This is a genomic window from Shewanella sp. 1CM18E (assembly GCF_023161665.1).
Taxonomy (GTDB): domain Bacteria; phylum Pseudomonadota; class Gammaproteobacteria; order Enterobacterales; family Shewanellaceae; genus Shewanella.
Map to the genome: position 1 here is coordinate 15,613 of NZ_JALNTW010000020.1, position 16,632 is coordinate 32,244.

At 41.4% G+C, this 16,632-nt stretch carries 15 protein-coding genes; 10 read left to right on the plus strand and 5 right to left on the minus strand.

What is annotated here, in order from left to right; genetic code table 11:
- Nucleotides 1-17: 17 nt before the first annotated feature.
- Nucleotides 18-698 (plus strand): response regulator transcription factor, encoded by a 681-nt coding sequence (locus tag MSG37_RS18990; RefSeq protein ID WP_248472239.1) that lies wholly within the window; start codon nt 18-20, stop codon nt 696-698.
- Nucleotides 699-1,240: 542 nt separating this feature from the next.
- On the opposite strand, the gene ald is transcribed toward MSG37_RS18990, so the two are convergent.
- Nucleotides 1,241-2,356, minus strand: coding sequence for an alanine dehydrogenase (gene ald / locus MSG37_RS18995; protein WP_248472240.1), 1,116 nt, complete (start codon nt 2,354-2,356; stop codon nt 1,241-1,243).
- Nucleotides 2,357-2,536: 180 nt separating this feature from the next.
- On the opposite strand from ald, the gene lrp reads away from it, so the two are divergent.
- The 7 genes from lrp to MSG37_RS19030 all read left to right on the plus strand — a co-directional run bounded on the left by lrp (nt 2,537) and on the right by MSG37_RS19030 (nt 11,068).
- Nucleotides 2,537-3,040: a leucine-responsive transcriptional regulator Lrp gene (gene lrp / locus MSG37_RS19000; RefSeq protein ID WP_028768941.1), complete on the plus strand. Its 504-nt coding sequence runs from the start codon at nt 2,537-2,539 to the stop codon at nt 3,038-3,040.
- Nucleotides 3,041-3,229: 189 nt separating this feature from the next.
- Nucleotides 3,230-5,833: a DNA translocase FtsK 4TM domain-containing protein gene (locus MSG37_RS19005; RefSeq protein ID WP_248472241.1), complete on the plus strand. Its 2,604-nt coding sequence runs from the start codon at nt 3,230-3,232 to the stop codon at nt 5,831-5,833.
- 70 nt (nt 5,834-5,903) lie between these two features.
- Entirely contained in the window at nt 5,904-6,530 is a 627-nt protein-coding gene (gene lolA, locus MSG37_RS19010) for an outer membrane lipoprotein chaperone LolA (protein ID WP_248472242.1), read from the plus strand.
- A 9-nt stretch (nt 6,531-6,539) separates the two neighbouring features.
- Nucleotides 6,540-7,871, plus strand: a complete 1,332-nt coding sequence (locus MSG37_RS19015; RefSeq protein WP_248472243.1) for a replication-associated recombination protein A — start codon at nt 6,540-6,542, stop codon at nt 7,869-7,871.
- On the plus strand, nt 7,864-8,238 hold the full coding sequence (gene crcB, locus MSG37_RS19020) for a fluoride efflux transporter CrcB (protein ID WP_248472244.1): 375 nt from the start codon (nt 7,864-7,866) through the stop codon (nt 8,236-8,238). Before MSG37_RS19015 ends, crcB begins: the two co-directional genes overlap by 8 nt.
- Before the next feature lie 18 nt (nt 8,239-8,256).
- Nucleotides 8,257-9,543, plus strand: coding sequence for a serine--tRNA ligase (gene serS / locus MSG37_RS19025; protein ID WP_248472245.1), 1,287 nt, complete (start codon nt 8,257-8,259; stop codon nt 9,541-9,543).
- A 331-nt stretch (nt 9,544-9,874) separates the two neighbouring features.
- Nucleotides 9,875-11,068: an amino acid aminotransferase gene (locus MSG37_RS19030; RefSeq protein WP_248472246.1), complete on the plus strand. Its 1,194-nt coding sequence runs from the start codon at nt 9,875-9,877 to the stop codon at nt 11,066-11,068.
- A gap of 79 nt (nt 11,069-11,147) precedes the next feature.
- Here MSG37_RS19030 and yvcK read toward each other — a convergent pair whose 3' ends face one another.
- Complete coding sequence (gene yvcK / locus MSG37_RS19035) at nt 11,148-12,074, minus strand: uridine diphosphate-N-acetylglucosamine-binding protein YvcK (RefSeq protein WP_248472247.1); 927 nt, start codon at nt 12,072-12,074, stop codon at nt 11,148-11,150.
- A 159-nt stretch (nt 12,075-12,233) separates the two neighbouring features.
- On the opposite strand from yvcK, the gene MSG37_RS19040 reads away from it, so the two are divergent.
- The gene (locus MSG37_RS19040; protein ID WP_248472248.1) at nt 12,234-13,061 is read left to right on the plus strand and encodes a glucosaminidase domain-containing protein; all 828 of its coding nucleotides are present in this window, start codon (nt 12,234-12,236) and stop codon (nt 13,059-13,061) included.
- The gene (locus MSG37_RS19045; RefSeq protein WP_248472249.1) at nt 13,039-13,662 is read left to right on the plus strand and encodes a DUF2987 domain-containing protein; all 624 of its coding nucleotides are present in this window, start codon (nt 13,039-13,041) and stop codon (nt 13,660-13,662) included. The genes MSG37_RS19040 and MSG37_RS19045 overlap by 23 nt, the downstream gene beginning before the upstream one ends.
- Nucleotides 13,663-13,813: 151 nt before the next feature.
- Here the strand turns inward: MSG37_RS19045 and ttcA are convergent, their stop codons facing one another.
- The 3 genes from ttcA to etrA all read right to left on the minus strand — a co-directional run bounded on the left by ttcA (nt 13,814) and on the right by etrA (nt 16,606).
- Nucleotides 13,814-14,749, minus strand: coding sequence for a tRNA 2-thiocytidine(32) synthetase TtcA (gene ttcA / locus MSG37_RS19050; protein WP_248472250.1), 936 nt, complete (start codon nt 14,747-14,749; stop codon nt 13,814-13,816).
- Between the two features lie 80 nt (nt 14,750-14,829).
- The gene (gene uspE / locus MSG37_RS19055) at nt 14,830-15,762 is read right to left on the minus strand and encodes a universal stress protein UspE (RefSeq protein WP_248472251.1); all 933 of its coding nucleotides are present in this window, start codon (nt 15,760-15,762) and stop codon (nt 14,830-14,832) included.
- A 91-nt stretch (nt 15,763-15,853) separates the two neighbouring features.
- Nucleotides 15,854-16,606, minus strand: a complete 753-nt coding sequence (etrA, locus tag MSG37_RS19060) for an electron transport transcriptional regulator EtrA (RefSeq protein ID WP_028768953.1) — start codon at nt 16,604-16,606, stop codon at nt 15,854-15,856.
- Nucleotides 16,607-16,632: the final 26 nt, after the last annotated feature.

Here is a 16,632-nt window from a genome sequence, read left to right on the forward strand (position 1 = left end):
CGCATTAAGTTTAAAAGATGAAACACGTATTATTGGTAGATGATGATCTTGTATTTCAAAGCGCGCTAACGCCGGTTTTGGAAAGGGAAGGCTTTATTGTCACTGTTGCAAATAACGGTGTAGAAGCACTAGATAAACTCAAATCAACCACTCAGGATCTAATTTTGTTAGATCTCAACATGCCTGAGCTGAGTGGAATTGAGCTGCTTAAGCTTCGAGTTGATAAAACGCCGGTAATTGTAATTTCCGCCTTAGATGCAGAAGAAGAGCGAATAAAAGTCTATGAACTCGGTGCAGATGACTTTTTAAGTAAGCCTTTTAGCTATCGTGAGCTTACGGTTCGCATCCATGCGCTATTAAGAAGAATCGCTGTTGTTAGGGCACAGTCTGAATTAACGGAGCCTGTACAAGACATTCTGTTTGACGATAGTCGTTTTGTTATTTCAATCTCTGAAAGACCCGTTTCTTTTACTCAAACAGAATTTAAATTGTTTAAGTATCTTTTTGAAAGAAAAGGCCAAGTGATAACCAAGCAAGAACTTCAGCGACGTGTACTACAAAAAGAATTGGGCCAATTTGACCGTAATTTAGATATGCACATTAGTAATACGCGGCGTAAGCTATCTGAAAAACAACTACCAAAAAGCTTGATCAACACCGTAAGAGGCAAAGGGTATAGTTTTGCATTAGCGAGTTAGTAACCTAATCGACTTTTTGATTAGGGCTATTTTTCTAAAGCATACCTTTAAAAGTGACTTATACCAATCAGTATAAACATTTAGTTACTCAGCGAGAGTTTAGCGGTTTTGAGGCAAGGTCATTAAGTGCTCCTGCTGTAATGACATTCGCAGCATCCATGCAGCTCGCAACGAGTGAAGAGCATAGTTGAACTAGGTTCAAGCTCCCTCTTTGTTTATTAAGAGCCACAGCATCAGAATCGCTAAAACTCGCCATTTTGGAGCGTTTTTGGCTGCCTACTTCTGCGTTGATTAGCTTTATAAGGGAATAACCATTATTGCAGCTATTCGCCTTGAATTAGTTTGCCAAAAATCGTTCTGAGATGATCAAATTCTTATTCTGATTGGTATTAAAGCATTACATAAAAAGGGAGCCATCGGCTCCCGTGTACATTGTAAGTATTTTAATCGTTAAAAGCTTTTAGATAACAACACTAAGACAACAACTCTGATTTGTGAGTTGCTATCTTAGTCTGAGCGTTGTTTTAACGATAAATAGTTGCTTATTTTAGCAAAATAGTTGGATCAACAAATTCCATATCTAAAGCTTCAGCAACTTCTGCACAAGTGATTTTACCGTGCATAACATTTAGGCCGTTTAGCAAGTGCTTGTCTTGTAGTAGCGCTTCTCTATAACCAAGTTGCGCTAACTTAATGATATAAGGCAGTGTTGCATTGTTTAGTGCAAATGTAGATGTACGTGCAACAGCACCTGGCATGTTTGCTACACAATAATGTACTACGTCATCAACAATATAAGTTGGATCTTGGTGTGTTGTCGCATGTGAGGTCTCAATACAACCGCCTTGGTCAATTGCAACATCCACAATTGCAGAACCCGGCTTCATACGCTTGATGTGTTCTTTAGTCACAAGTTTTGGCGCCGCAGCACCTGGAACTAATACACCACCAATAACAAGATCTGCTTCAAGTACATGTTTTTCAATGGCATCTGCAGTTGAATAGATAGCTTTTACTTTATTGTCGAACTGAGCGTTAAGACGACGTAATGCATCGATACTGCGATCAAGAATAACAACATCTGCGCCCAGTCCAACGGCCATTTGTGCAGCGTTAGTACCAACCATGCCGCCACCAATAATAACGACTTTAGCTGGCTCAACACCAGGCACGCCGCCTAACAACATACCGCGGCCACCCATAGACTTCTCTAGTGCCATAGCACCCGCTTGGATAGACATACGGCCAGCTACTTCTGACATTGGCGCAAGTAGTGGTAGGGTACCGCGATCGTCAGTAACAGTTTCATAAGCGATACAAACTGAACCGCTTTTAACAAGATCTTCAGTTTGAGGAAGGTCTGGTGCAAGGTGAAGGTAAGTAAAGAGAAGTTGATCTTGGCGTAGCATTGCACGCTCAATAGCTTGTGGCTCTTTTACTTTTACAATCATTTCTGATTGAGCAAATACTTCTGCAGCTGTGTCGAGAATTTTTGCGCCTACAGCAATATAGTCTTGATCATCAAAACCAATTCCTGAACCAGCATTTGTTTCAATAAAAACCTCATGACCACGTGAAGTTAGTTCGCGAACGCTTGATGGAACCATACCTACACGATATTCGTGATTTTTGATTTCTTTTGGAACACCTATAATCATCTTCGAGCCTCAATTTCGCATAAAAACCCATTTAATATGGGTGTAATTGTTATTTTATATTGCCTGAACGTGAATGTTTCAGGGAAATCTAGTATAGTATTCATTCCGTAGTTTATGCTGCTGAAGTTTTTGCTTAAGCAGTTAATAATATCGTTGTTAACGACAACCAGGGTTATAAATATGGTTAATAATAAAAAGAGTCCTATAAAAGACTTAGATCGTATAGATAGAAATATACTTAATGAATTACAAATTGATGGCCGAATTTCGAACGTAGAGTTATCTAAACGTGTAGGATTAAGTCCAACCCCTTGTCTGGAACGAGTAAAAAGACTTGAAAAACAGGGGTATATCAAAGGATATACAGCTTTAGTTAACCCACATTACTTGGGCGCATCTTTATTGGTATTCGTTGAGATCACTTTGAATCGTGATACTGCTGAAGTGTTTGATAAGTTTAACAAAGCAGTTCAATTACTAGATGATATTCAAGAATGTCACCTGGTATCTGGTGATTTCGACTACTTACTTAAAACACGAGTATCAGATATGTCTGCATATCGCCGTCTTTTAGGTGAAACACTACTTAAATTGCCAGCGGTTTCAGACACTCGTACTTATGTTGTAATGGAAGAAGTTAAGCAAACTAATCGTGTTGCGATTAATACAGTTACTGAACTGTAAATATTAGTCTTTGCTGGTAAAAGGGGCCTTTCAGGCCCTTTTTTTATCGAAAACGATGAATGATACAAAGTGTTGCAAAATCCCCTAGTGAATAGTTATGCAACCATAAGTGAAAGTAGCAAACGCTGCAAAAAGTCTTAAATTCTGGTATCTTGTCCCTAATTAACATTTTTTAGTGTAGGTTTTCCATTGTCCAAGGGAAATAGCGTTAAAACCCTATCTGGTATTCAACGATTACTGGAAGGTAGTCTTATTATTTGTTGCATGTTAGCAACCTACGTCTTAATCGCATTAAGCAGTTTTCACTCATCTGATCCAGGTTGGAGTCAGTCGCATTTTGACGGTGAAATTCAAAACCTAACCGGCGCAGTAGGGGCATGGCTTGCTGATGTGCTGTTTTATTTCTTTGGTTATTGTGCCTATATCATTCCCATTATTATCGCCCTAACAGGCTGGTTGTTATTTAAGCGAACGCATAAGTTGCTGGAAATAGACTACTTTTCAGTTGGACTTCGATTAATTGGTTTTTTATTAATCGTACTAAGCCTTGCTGCACTAGGAAGTATGAATGCTAATGGCATTTATGGATTTTCTGCAGGCGGAGTCGCTGGTGATGTCATAGCTGAGGCGATGCTACCGTACTTTAATAAACTAGGTACCACACTACTTTTACTGTGTTTTGTCGGTGCAGGTTTTACATTATTAACTGGCATTAGTTGGTTGACTGTTATTGATATGACAGGCTATGCAACTATATGGCTATTTAAAGCAATTAAGAATTTACCTAGTCGCTTTAAACCAGATATCGGTGACACTGAAGATACTCGTGGTTTTTTATCAGTTGTAGAACGATTTAAAGAACGTCGCAATGCCCAGCATGAAGAGGCTGACGATGATGAATATGACGATGAAGAAGACCATGATGACAAACAGCGCGCTTCTATTGTTGAAACCAAAGCTAAGCAAACAAGTGTTAATCGAGTTGAACCTAAGTTAGCGTCAACAGGCGAGGCAAGAGTTGAGCCTAAGATAGTTAATAGTATTTTGCCTATTGAGAGTGAGCAAGAAGCGGAAGTCCCTGCGCCATGGGTTGCCCACACTGCAGAGCATCAATCTGATGTAGAAATTATCGATTTTGATAACACAACTTCAGTTGGCTCGGCCAGCATACCTGCAGCTACAAGTCATTCTGCCCCGGCAGCGTCTAGCGCTAATGCAAATGATAAAGTAAAGATTGTTGATGGTATTGTTGTACTTCCTGGTCAAGAGGAAGAGCAACAACGTGCGCCATTAACACCGTTACCTTGTATTTCATTACTTGATATACCTGATCGTAAGAAAAATCCAATTAGCGAAGAAGAACTCGAACAAATCGGTAAACTGGTAGAAGTAAAGCTGGCTGACTTTAACATTACTGCTAACGTAGTTGGAGTATATCCAGGCCCAGTTGTAACACGCTTCGAGCTAGAATTAGCACCGGGTATTAAAGCGTCGAAAATTACCAACCTTTCAAAAGATTTGGCGCGCTCCCTGTTAGCTGAAAACGTACGTGTTGTTGAAGTTATCCCTGGTAAAGCATATGTGGGTCTCGAGTTACCTAATAAGTTCCGTGAAACCGTATTCATGCGTGATGTGCTCGATTGCGCTGAGTTTAGGGACGATCCATCACATTTAAGTATGGTGCTAGGCGCAGATATCGGCGGCAAACCCGTTATTGTTGACCTTGGTAAAATGCCACACTTACTGGTAGCGGGTACAACAGGTTCTGGTAAATCAGTAGGTGTAAACGTAATGATCACCAGCCTGCTTTATAAGTCAGGCCCTGATGACGTGCGCTTTATTATGATTGACCCTAAGATGCTTGAATTATCCGTTTATGAAGGGATCCCGCACTTATTATGTGAGGTAGTAACCGACATGAAAGAAGCGTCTAACGCATTAAGATGGTGCGTTGGGGAGATGGAGCGTCGCTATAAATTGATGTCTGCGCTTGGCGTGCGTAACTTAAAAGGTTACAACGCAAAAATTAAAGAAGCAAAAGCTGCTGGACAACCAATTGTCGACCCACTTTGGAAAGCCTCTGACAGTATGGACGCAGAAGCACCAGAGCTTGATAAACTGCCTTCAATTGTTGTTGTCGTTGACGAATTTGCTGACATGATGATGATTGTCGGTAAAAAAGTAGAAGAGCTCATTGCACGTATTGCCCAGAAAGCACGTGCTGCAGGTATCCATTTGATTTTGGCAACACAAAGACCATCGGTTGATGTTATCACTGGTTTGATTAAAGCAAACATTCCAACTCGTATGGCGTTCCAAGTTTCTTCTCGCATAGACTCAAGAACCATTTTGGATCAGCAAGGTGCTGAAACGTTACTCGGTATGGGTGACATGCTTTATCTACCTCCAGGCACAAGCGTACCTAACCGAGTACATGGTGCATTTATCGATGATCATGAAGTTCATAAAGTAGTTGCCGATTGGCATGCTCGTGGCAAGCCACAGTATATAGATGAAATTTTACAAGGCTCTGCGGAAGGAGAGCAAGTCTTGCTGCCGGGTGAAGCAAGTGAGTCTGAAGAAGACGTTGATGCTTTATATGATGAAGCTGTGGCATTTGTAACCCAAACTCGTCGCGGCTCGATTTCAAGTGTACAACGTAAATTTAAGATTGGTTATAACCGTGCTGCACGTATTATTGAGCAGATGGAACTTCAAGGCGTGGTAAGTGCCCAAGGTCATAATGGTAATCGTGAAGTACTTGCGCCACCACCACCAAAAGATTACGTATAGTTACATTGAGAATATCACCAAAGAATTATTTCAGTGTTAACCCCAAAAAGGGGTTAACTCGGAGACTAAAATGAAAAAAATACTAACTATTGCAATGCTAAGCCTGCCTATGTTTTGCCAAACTTCAGCATTTGCATCTGCGTCGGACGATTTAAAACTTAAGTTGGCCGAAATTAGCAGTTTAAAAGCTAACTTCAACCAAAAAGTAACTGACATTAATGACAAAGTGATTCAAACAGGTGAGGGAGTATTTGCGCTTTCACAACCAAATCAATTCTACTGGCATTTAACCGCGCCAGATGAATCACTTATTGTCGCCGACGGTACTGATGTTTGGGTTTATAACCCTTTTGCAGAAGAAGTATCTGTGATGGACATAAATCAAGCAATTAATGCATCTCCTATCGCATTGCTAGTTCATTCTGATGATTCAACTTGGTCACAATATAATGTTACTCAAAGCAATAATTGTTTTGATATTAGCCCTAAGGACACAGATAGCGGCGTGTCTGAAGTACAAGTCTGCTTCAATGGTACTGAACTGACCCAAATGGTCTTAACCGATCAGCAAGGCAATATCAGTGACTTTACACTGACGGATCAGCATGTGATTGCCGAGCAAGATAAAGATCTATTTAAGTTTATTGTTCCAGATGACGTTGATATTGACGATCAACGCTTAAAATTAACTAATTAAGAGTTCAAAGTGTCTAGTTTTAGCTTCGATTTTGCACCGGATTTTAGACCATTGGCCGCGCGTATGCGGCCTGAAAAGTTAGAGCAATATATTGGTCAGGCGCACCTCTTAGGTGAGGGCAAGCCATTGCGCCAAGCCCTAGAGGCAGGTCGTGCTCACTCTATGATGTTTTGGGGGCCGCCAGGTACAGGTAAAACGACACTTGCAGAGCTCGTCGCGCATTATGCTAATGCACATGTAGAGCGGATTTCAGCGGTAACCTCGGGCGTTAAAGAGATCCGTAGCGCTATTGAGCACGCTAAAAGTGTCGCCCAATCTCGGGGGCAACGTACACTGCTATTCGTTGATGAAGTGCATAGATTCAATAAAAGCCAGCAAGATGCCTTCTTGCCATTTATTGAAGATGGCACGGTTATTTTTATCGGAGCGACCACTGAAAACCCGTCATTTGAAATCAATAACGCACTGCTGTCTCGAGCTCGAGTTTATTTAATCAAGCAGCTCGAGCCACAAGAGATCACCCAAATAGTGCAGCAAGCGCTTGAAGATGAAGAGCGCGGCTTAGGTAAACGCAAGTTATTAATGCCACCCGATGTGGCAATTAAGCTTGCACAAACCTGTGACGGTGATGCTCGAAAAGCACTTAATTTAGTCGAGTTGATGAGCGATATGCTCAAAGATGGTGAAGCATTCACCGAGCAAATGATTATTGAAGTCGCTGGGCAACAGCTTGCGGGTTTTGATAAAAACGGCGATCAGTATTACGACTTAATTTCCGCAGTACATAAATCCATTCGTGGTTCAGCGCCTGATGCAGCGCTTTATTGGTATTGCCGTATGTTAGAAGGCGGTTGCGACCCTTTATATATCGGCAGGCGTTTACTGGCTATCGCATCGGAAGATATTGGTAACGCAGATCCTATGGCGATGACAGTTGCCGTTAATGCTTGGGAGTGTTTTCACCGAGTCGGGCCATCAGAAGGCGAGCGAGCGATTGCACAAGCAGTGCTATATTTAGCAAGTGCACCAAAAAGTAACGCGGTTTATACCGCATTTGCTCAGGCTCGGCAGCTTGCTCGAGAAACAGGGCATGAACCAGTACCCGAGCACCTGCGTAATGCGCCAACTAAACTGATGAAAGAAATTGGCTATGGACAAGGTTATCGTTATGCCCACGACGAGCCTAATGCATACGCCAGCGGTGAAAAATACTTGCCAGCTGCGCTAGGTGAACAGCGTTTTTACTATCCAACCGAACGTGGATTTGAAAAGCGTATTAAAGATAAGTTGGCGCAACTAAAGCATTTAGATGAACAAAGTGAGGTCAAAAGATATGAATAATGTTCTTTTTGTCGCCTTAGGCGGATCAATTGGTGCAGTTTTTCGTTATCTTATCTCATTATTGATGCTTCAGGTATTTGGTAGTGGATTTCCTTTTGGTACACTGATGGTCAATATCTTAGGTTCGTTTCTAATGGGGGTGATTTTTGCCCTTGGCCAAGTAAGCGAACTTAGCCCAGAGATTAAGGCGTTTATTGGTGTGGGTATGCTAGGTGCTCTCACTACGTTTTCAACTTTTTCCAATGAAACTTTATTGCTGATGCAAGAAGGTTATTTGGTAAAAGCCATATTGAATGTTGTTGTTAATGTTGGCGTGTGTATATTCGTCGTGTATCTCGGACAACAATTAGTGTTTTCTCGTTTTTAACTATTAAGATAATAAAATATGCTAGATCCAAAATATTTACGTAATGAATTAGAAGTTACCGCCGAGCGTTTAGCTACCCGCGGATTTATTTTAGATGTTGAACGTCTAAGCAAGCTTGAAGAAAAGCGCAAGTCGCTACAAGTTGCGACTGAAGAGTTACAAGCATCGCGTAACGCTATTTCTAAATCGATTGGTCAAGCTAAAGCTAAAGGTGAAGATGTTGCGCCAATTATGGCAAAGGTCGGTACGCTAGGCGAAGAACTTGATGCTAAGAAAGTTGAACTTGCATCGTTACTTGAAGAGTTAAACTCAATCGCTATGAGTGTGCCAAATCTGCCAGACGAATCTGCGCCAATTGGTGCTGACGAAACTGAGAACGTTGAAGTTCGTCGCTGGGGTACTCCAAAAGAATTCGACTTTGAAGTTAAAGACCACGTTGAGCTAGGTGAAAACGTATCAGGTTTAGATTTTAAAAACGCAGTTAAAATCACTGGTTCACGTTTTATCGTGATGAAAGGTCAAATCGCTCGTATGCACCGTGCACTAGCTCAGTTTATGCTTGACCTGCACACAACTGAACACGGTTATACAGAAGCTTATGTGCCATTACTGGTGAACGAAGACAGCTTGTTAGGTACTGGTCAGTTACCGAAGTTCGGTGAAGATCTTTTCCACACTAAGCCAGCGACTGAGGAAGGGCAAGGCCTAAGCCTAATCCCTACAGCTGAAGTGCCGCTAACTAACTTAGTGCGTGATGCAATCATCGAAGAAGAAGACTTGCCAATTAAGTTTGCCGCTCATACTCCATGTTTCCGTAGCGAAGCGGGTTCTTATGGCCGTGATACTCGTGGTTTAATTCGTCAACACCAGTTCGACAAAGTTGAAATGGTTCAGCTAGTTAAGCCTGAAGATTCAATGCAAGCATTAGAAGAGCTAACTGTTCACGCTGAAACTGTATTGCAAAAACTTGGTCTACCATACCGTACTGTTGTGCTATGTACTGGTGATATGGGCTTCGGCTCAGCTAAAACATACGATATCGAAGTATGGTTACCAGCCCAAAATACTTACCGTGAGATCTCTTCTTGCAGCAACATGCAAGATTTCCAAGCCCGCCGTATGCAAGCTCGTTACAAAGGCAAAGCCGATAAGAAGCCGAGCTTACTACACACGCTAAACGGTTCTGGCCTTGCAGTAGGTCGTACTCTCGTTGCGGTACTTGAAAACTACCAAAATGCTGATGGTTCAATCACTGTTCCTGAAGCACTACGCGGTTACATGGGCGGCTTAGAAAAAATCGGTTAATCGATTTTTAGCGATCCCAACGAAATATTAAAAGCCTTCAACGAATGTTGAAGGCTTTTTTATTGTTTATTTATAATATTGATAACGTTTAAGTTTAATTTCAAACTAGCTGTGTTTTTACTTAAAATTTATTCACTTTGATGAATTTACACATTTGTCGATATTGCTCGATATTATTGATAAATAGCCAGTTAAGTAGGGGATATATTAAGGAACCTTTGCCTAAGCCGCATTTATTACTATTAGTCTTAAATGCCTCTTTCTCCGAAAAGGCTTCAATGTTATAACTACACGCGAAAACCCTACACTTCTAATATTTAGGAAAGCCGTCATGATATTTTCCCAGGTTGAACTGGCCCCAGCCGATCCAATTTTAGGCTTAACAGATGCATTTAAAGCTGACGTTCGCGAAGAAAAAGTGAACTTAGGTGTTGGTATTTATAAAGATGAATCCGGCCAGACGCCTATCCTAAAATCAGTTAAGTTTGCTGAAGAAAAATTATTAGCGACTGAAAAAAGCAAAAGTTACTTAGGCATGGAAGGTGTTGAAGCTTACAACCGTGCTGTTCAGAGTTTATTGTTTGGTGCTGAGCATAGTGTTGTTACAGATAGCCGTGCATTAACTGCTCAAGCACCGGGCGGTACAGGTTCTTTACGCGTTGCAGCTGAATTTTTAGTCCGTCACACTGATTCTAAAAAGATCTGGATCAGTAATCCAACTTGGGCAAACCATAACAATATTTTTAGCACCGCAGGCTTAGAAATCGCTGAATACACCTATTATAAGGCCGAAACTCATTCTCTTGATTTCGATGCTATGGTTAGCGATTTAGAAACGGCGCAACAAGGTGATTTGGTGCTGCTACATGGTTGTTGTCATAACCCAACAGGTATCGACTTAAATAACCAGCAATGGCAACAAATAGCTGAACTTTGTTTAGCTAAGGGCTTAGTGCCACTATTTGATTTTGCATACCAAGGTTTTGGTGCTGGCGTTGAAGAAGATGCACAAGGCTTACGAATTGTTGCCAATACAGTACCAGAGCTAATAGTTGCAAACTCATTCTCGAAAAACTTCGGTTTGTATAATGAGCGTATTGGAGCAGTAACGGTAGTTGGCTCAACTAGCCAAGAAACGGTTAACGCATTTAGTCAAATTAAGAGCACTATTCGCGCGTCATATTCAAACCCACCAGCGCACGGTGCGTTAATTGTTAGCACCATCCTAGAAGATGCGGCGCTTAAACAATTATGGCATGACGAGCTGCAAGAGATGCGTGAGCGTATTGCTGAAATGCGTACACTGTTTGTTGAGTCACTAAAAGCTGCTGGTGTTACCCAGAACTTTGATTTTATTTCTAATCAAAACGGTATGTTTAGTTTTTCAGGCTTAAGCAAAGAGCAAGTAAACCGTCTACGTGATGAGTTTGCTGTTTATATTGTTGGCTCAGGTCGTATCAGTGTTGCAGGTATGACTAAGACTAATATGCCAGTGATTTGCGCAGCAATTGCCAAAGTGCTGTAAGTTACTCGCTAAACTCAAAAAGGACCTAAGGGTCCTTTTTTGTCATTTGTAACCTCAACGATTGTTGCTTCAGCGTAAGTTAAGCTGATTCAATATTCGCGTCGGCTAAGCAAGCATTCTGACTAACCATATAAGATAAAGCGTCAGCGAGTGCTTGTCGGTCGTGTAAGCCTATATGATGGCTGCTTCTTAACGGATAGTAGCTGACATTTCCATCTTGGTAAGAGTGCTCACCATGACACAAAATTTGGTCAATTATCTTGAGACCAAGCACTTGATGGCACCAACTGATTTTTTGCGCCAAACTGCAATCTGCGATAGGAGAGGGTTCTTTTGTTAAGTTGTCGATTAAAATGACTTCGGCGTTAGACTGCGCCAATGCATTAGCTATTCTAGGTAATAGTAGTGGCGGCATGACACTCGTTAAGAAGCTACCAGGCCCCAATATAATGAGCTCTGCTGATTTTATCGCTTCGCAGGCTTCATTAGTGGCTTCGACTTGAGGATCGAGCGAAAGCGCAATAGGTGTATCCTGCATTTTATCAACGTTGGTCTCGCCAAATACGCTTTTACCACAGGCTTGCATTGCTACAAGATGGGTTGGCTCCTCAGACATAGGGATAAGGCGCGTATCAATATTTAAAAAGGTTCTTACCAAGTTAACTGCATCTAAAGGACGAACGCATAGCTCGTCGAGCGCCATTAACATTAAATTGCCAAGGTTATGGCCGGTTAATTCACTTTCACCGTTAAAGCGGTATTCAAATAGCAGCGAGCCAATCGATGGTCGTCTTGCTAACTGAGTTAAGCAGTTACGTAGGTCTCCCCATGCGATACAATCTTTTTCCGCACGAAGACGACCAGTAGAGCCACCGTTATCTGTAGTCGTTACTATCCCTGTAAGCTTTGGGCCTAAAAATGATAATGCTGAGAGAACTCGGCCAAGACCATGTCCGCCACCTATGGCTACCACATGATTGTATTGATTCAGCCTATTTGATTTCATTGCAGGGGGTCTCCTTCCTGAATACCCAAAATAATGAGTTAAAAACGAATTATACATAAATTCGCAAATATTTTCGCGATGTATTATCAAGGCTAGCTAGCATATAATGGCAAAAAGCTTTAAATCACGTATTGCATTCAATTCGATAAAGGAGAATGAGTGAAAACAGGCAAAATTGGTCTATTTACCATCGCAATAGGGCTAGTCATTGTGCTATTCCTTTGGATCAAAATAGTTTTTATTCCGTCAGAAGACGAAAAGGTGCAACAGTTAGGTAAAGCAGTAAAAAATACTGCCGTGGCTAATGTTGTTCCTGACTTTGCTGCAATTAAAGTCGTTAGCGAAAAAAAGGCCGCTTTTTTTGATTTTTTAAGACCATCAATTAGACACCAAAATGCGGTTATTCAGGACGAACGCGACTTTCTAATCAACATTCGCAATCAAATTGTTAACGCAAAAGAATTGACCGATGCAGATGAGTTCCGTTTACAGCAGATCTCAGAGAAGTATCAATACACATTAAGAAGTTTAACCTTGGCTAACATAGATACATTGCTTGTTCGGGTTGATGTTATTCCTGAAGAAATGGTGCTTATCCAGGCAGCAAATGAAACGGGTTGGGGCACGTCACGATTTGCACGAGAAGGACTTAACTTTTTTGGCCAATGGTGCTTTAGAAAAGGTTGTGGTTTAGTACCGCAATCCCGAACTCAAGGGTTATCTCACGAAGTCGCCTTATTTAAGACTGTTGAAGACTCAGTAGCTTCATATATGCGCAACTTAAATTCAAATGCTGCTTACTCGTTATTACGTTCAATTCGAGCTGATTTACGTGCACAAAACAAAACGCCACGAGCACAAGATCTCGTATACGGACTAATTAATTACTCTGAGCGTCAAGAAGCTTACATTGATGAGCTACTTGAAATGCTACGCCAAAACCAACGATTTTTAGTGGATAACAATGAAAAAACAACTGCTGTTTAGCTGTATTTTATTAGGCTTTGCTAGTGCAAGCCAAGCTGCGCCTATATCTCTTGAGTATCAAGGTTTTTATCAGCGCCTGAAACAAGTGAATAAAGGAAACTATCAACTGGTTGAACTTGCCTTTTCGGTTTCAAAAGCCAATGGCTGCCATGTCAACAGTGGCACTATTACAACGGAAAAGGATTCATTTCCGTTAACGATCACCAAAGATCAGCGTCTATTCTTACCTTACGACAGCCAGCTTAAATCTGATCGCGCGCTCATTAACCTAGATGTGCAAGGGAGTGCTGATACCTGCGCTATTGCTATGCAGGTTCGAGCTAAAAATACTAAGCAGGAATATAGCCAAAGTGAGCTACAGCAGGTCGCTGCTGAAATGAATGCCTTACTTGACCGTATGCAAGGTTTTCCAATGCGTTATTTTGCTGCTGACATAGCAGGGTTAAATCTCGAGTTTGATGGCGATGCAACTGTATATATCGATGATAAAGCGATCCCAGTTACGGGTACCTACCGCCTAACAACCAGTGAGTTAAACGGTTTATCACGCTTAAAAACATCGGTACCTCCTAAGGTTATTAGCCCTTGGACTGCAAAGTAATTTTTCAGTTCTAATCGTGAGTTAACAAAAAGCCCTGTAAGGCATATAGCTTTGCAGGGCTTTTTTATTATTTGAGTTAGTGCAATTAAACAGGTATCTGTTAGATTTCAAACGCTAAAATATGAAACACATACTCAATTAAAAGTAGCGCTTAGTCTGGCGTATAAGTGCTGACTACATCAATGCGTGAAGCCGCATCTAAGTTAATGTGGCCATTGTTGGCTACATCGACAAAATCAAAAGCAGGCAAGTCTGATTCTGCTACATCACCACGCATAGGCGCATCAGGATCGCGTTGCAATGCTAAGAAGTCAAATTGCTCGCGGTCAACACCTTGTGACGGTGAGGTATTCTGCATTGCGGTAAAGATGGTTTCAATACGACCTGGGTGCTGCCTATCCCACTGCACAAGCATATCTTTAACTGCAGCACGTTTTAGGTTTTCTTGAGAACCACATAAGTTACACGGAATAATAGGGAAGCCTTTTAAACCTGCGTATTCAGCAATATCTTTTTCGCGGCAATAAGCTAATGGACGGATCACCATGTTTGCGCCATCATCAGACAATAGCTTAGGAGGCATTGCTTTCATTTTGCCAGCGAAAAACATGTTGAGGAACATGGTTTCGATAATGTCGTCTCTATGGTGGCCTAATGCAATTTTAGTGGCGCCAATTTTTTGTGCGAAACCATAAAGCGTACCACGACGTAGACGTGAGCATAATGAACAAGTCGTTTTGCCTTCAGGGATCTTCTCTTTAACGATAGAGTAAGTATCTTTTTCAAGAATATGGTATGCAACGCCTAGTGTGTCTAAGTATGCAGGCAAAATGTCTTCAGGAAAACCAGGTTGCTTTTGATCTAGGTTAACCGCAACAATTTCAAATTGGATTGGTGCACGTTTCTGAAGATTCAACAGAATATCAAGCATGGCGTAACTATCTTTACCGCCTGACAGACAGCACATAACACGATCGCCATTTTCAATCATGTTGTAATCACCAATTGCACGACCCACTTCAGCGCGTAAACGCTTCTGTAGTTTTGACATGCGGGTTACTTGTTTTGGAGTTAATTCTTCGGACATAAAAAAACGCGCCTAGTACACAATAGTTCAGGGCGCGTATTATTCCAGCTTAATGGGCTTTGGTAAAGCCTAGAAAGTGGTTATAGCTCTTCTAATGGCGATTTATAGCCATCTGGCTTTATCGCAAGTAGGTCGCAGTTAATGCTATCAATTACATGTTCAGCTGTATTGCCGATTAATGCTGCTGAAAGGCCTGTGCGACCAATCGTACCTAAAATCACTAATTCAGCATCGAGCTTAGCGGCGAGATCGGGAATGACATCTTCAGGTAAACCTTCTTTCACATGGCAATTTTCAACGGCAATGCCATAAGCATTAGCAAGGTAGTTAATCCTTTCTTCATGCTGTAAGCGAATGGTTTCACTATAAGTGTGTGCGTCGAAATCTGGTAGTTCGATAGCTAAATTAACCGGAGTACCAGGATAGCCATTAACGAGGTGAACTTGAGCATCGAATTGTTTGGCAAGTTTAAGCGCATGTGCAACGATTTTGCCATTGAGGGATTCGTTTGCGTCATCTTCAGCACTAACATTGACGGCACAAACAATTTTACCTGCTACAGGCCAGTCGTGCTCTTTAACTAACAACACTGGGATAGGAGCTTTGCGCATAAGATGCCAATCGGTTGGCGTAAAGATCACTGATTTAAGTTTGTCGTGTTCATGGGTGCTTTTAACAATAAGGTCAAACTCATTGTCTATGGCAAACTTAATGATGCTTTCGAAAGGGCGGTTATGCCAAATAACCTCAAGATTTATGACTACACCGTCTTTGGTATAGGGTTTTACAATGTCTGCAAGCCAAGCTTTACGTTGATTAACCACGCCTTCGCGCATGGCTTCACGCTCTTGACCAGACAGAATTGACGTCATTTCATATGAGAAATCAAAAATGGATAGAAAGACCGTGATTTGGGCTTGGCTTTCAGTCGCCAATTCAACGGCTCTAGCAAGAGCCGCTTGTTTTTCTGTCGTAGGATCGACAACCACAAGGAGTTTTTGATAATCCATCATAACGGGTCCTTATCTAATATCGTCTAGTTTCATCTTGCACCAATAAGATGAATTTGTATTGTTTTAGATCAAGCGGTTGGCCGAATAATTTCTATCTTGCGATATTGCTGTTACCAGATAGTTCGCTTAAGGCGTCAATATCTAAAATGGTGATATATTTACCTTTAACTTCAATTAGTTCAGCTTTTTGAAAGCGGCCGAGTAAACGACTAATGGTTTCAACTGTAAGGCCTAGATAATTACCGATATCACCACGAGTCATAGTCAGTCTAAACTCTCTTGGTGAAAAACCGCGGCTACCGAATCGCTTAGCGAGATTGCTAATAAATGCGGCAAGTCTTTCTTCTGCATTCTTTTTACTGAGTAATAAAATCATCTCTTGATCACTTTGGATCTCGTTACTCATTAAACGCATTATTTGTTGTCTAAGCTTAGGCATTTTACCTGTAAGCTCATCTAACGTAGTGTAAGGAATTTCGCATACCATTGAGGTTTCAAGCGCTTGTGCAAAGCTTTGGTGAAACTGTGAATGAATGCCGTCAAAACCGATAACATCACCAGCTAAATGAAAACCTGTGATTTGTTCATCGCCTTGTTCGGTAATGGTATAGCTTTTGATTGTGCCAGAACGAATAGCAAACAAAGACTTAAGTGGGTCGCCAGATTTGAAAATAGGCTCGCCTTTTTGAACGGGTTTTTTACGCTCAATGATCTCGTCAAGCTGATCTAATTCATTAGAGTTCAGCGTAAACGGAATACAAAGTGTACCCATACTGCAATCATGACAATGAATCGCGCATCCTGAAGCCATTTGGCGACGATTCTTGTTGTTATCTGCTGACATTGTCTCTCTCAATTTTGACTGTTCAT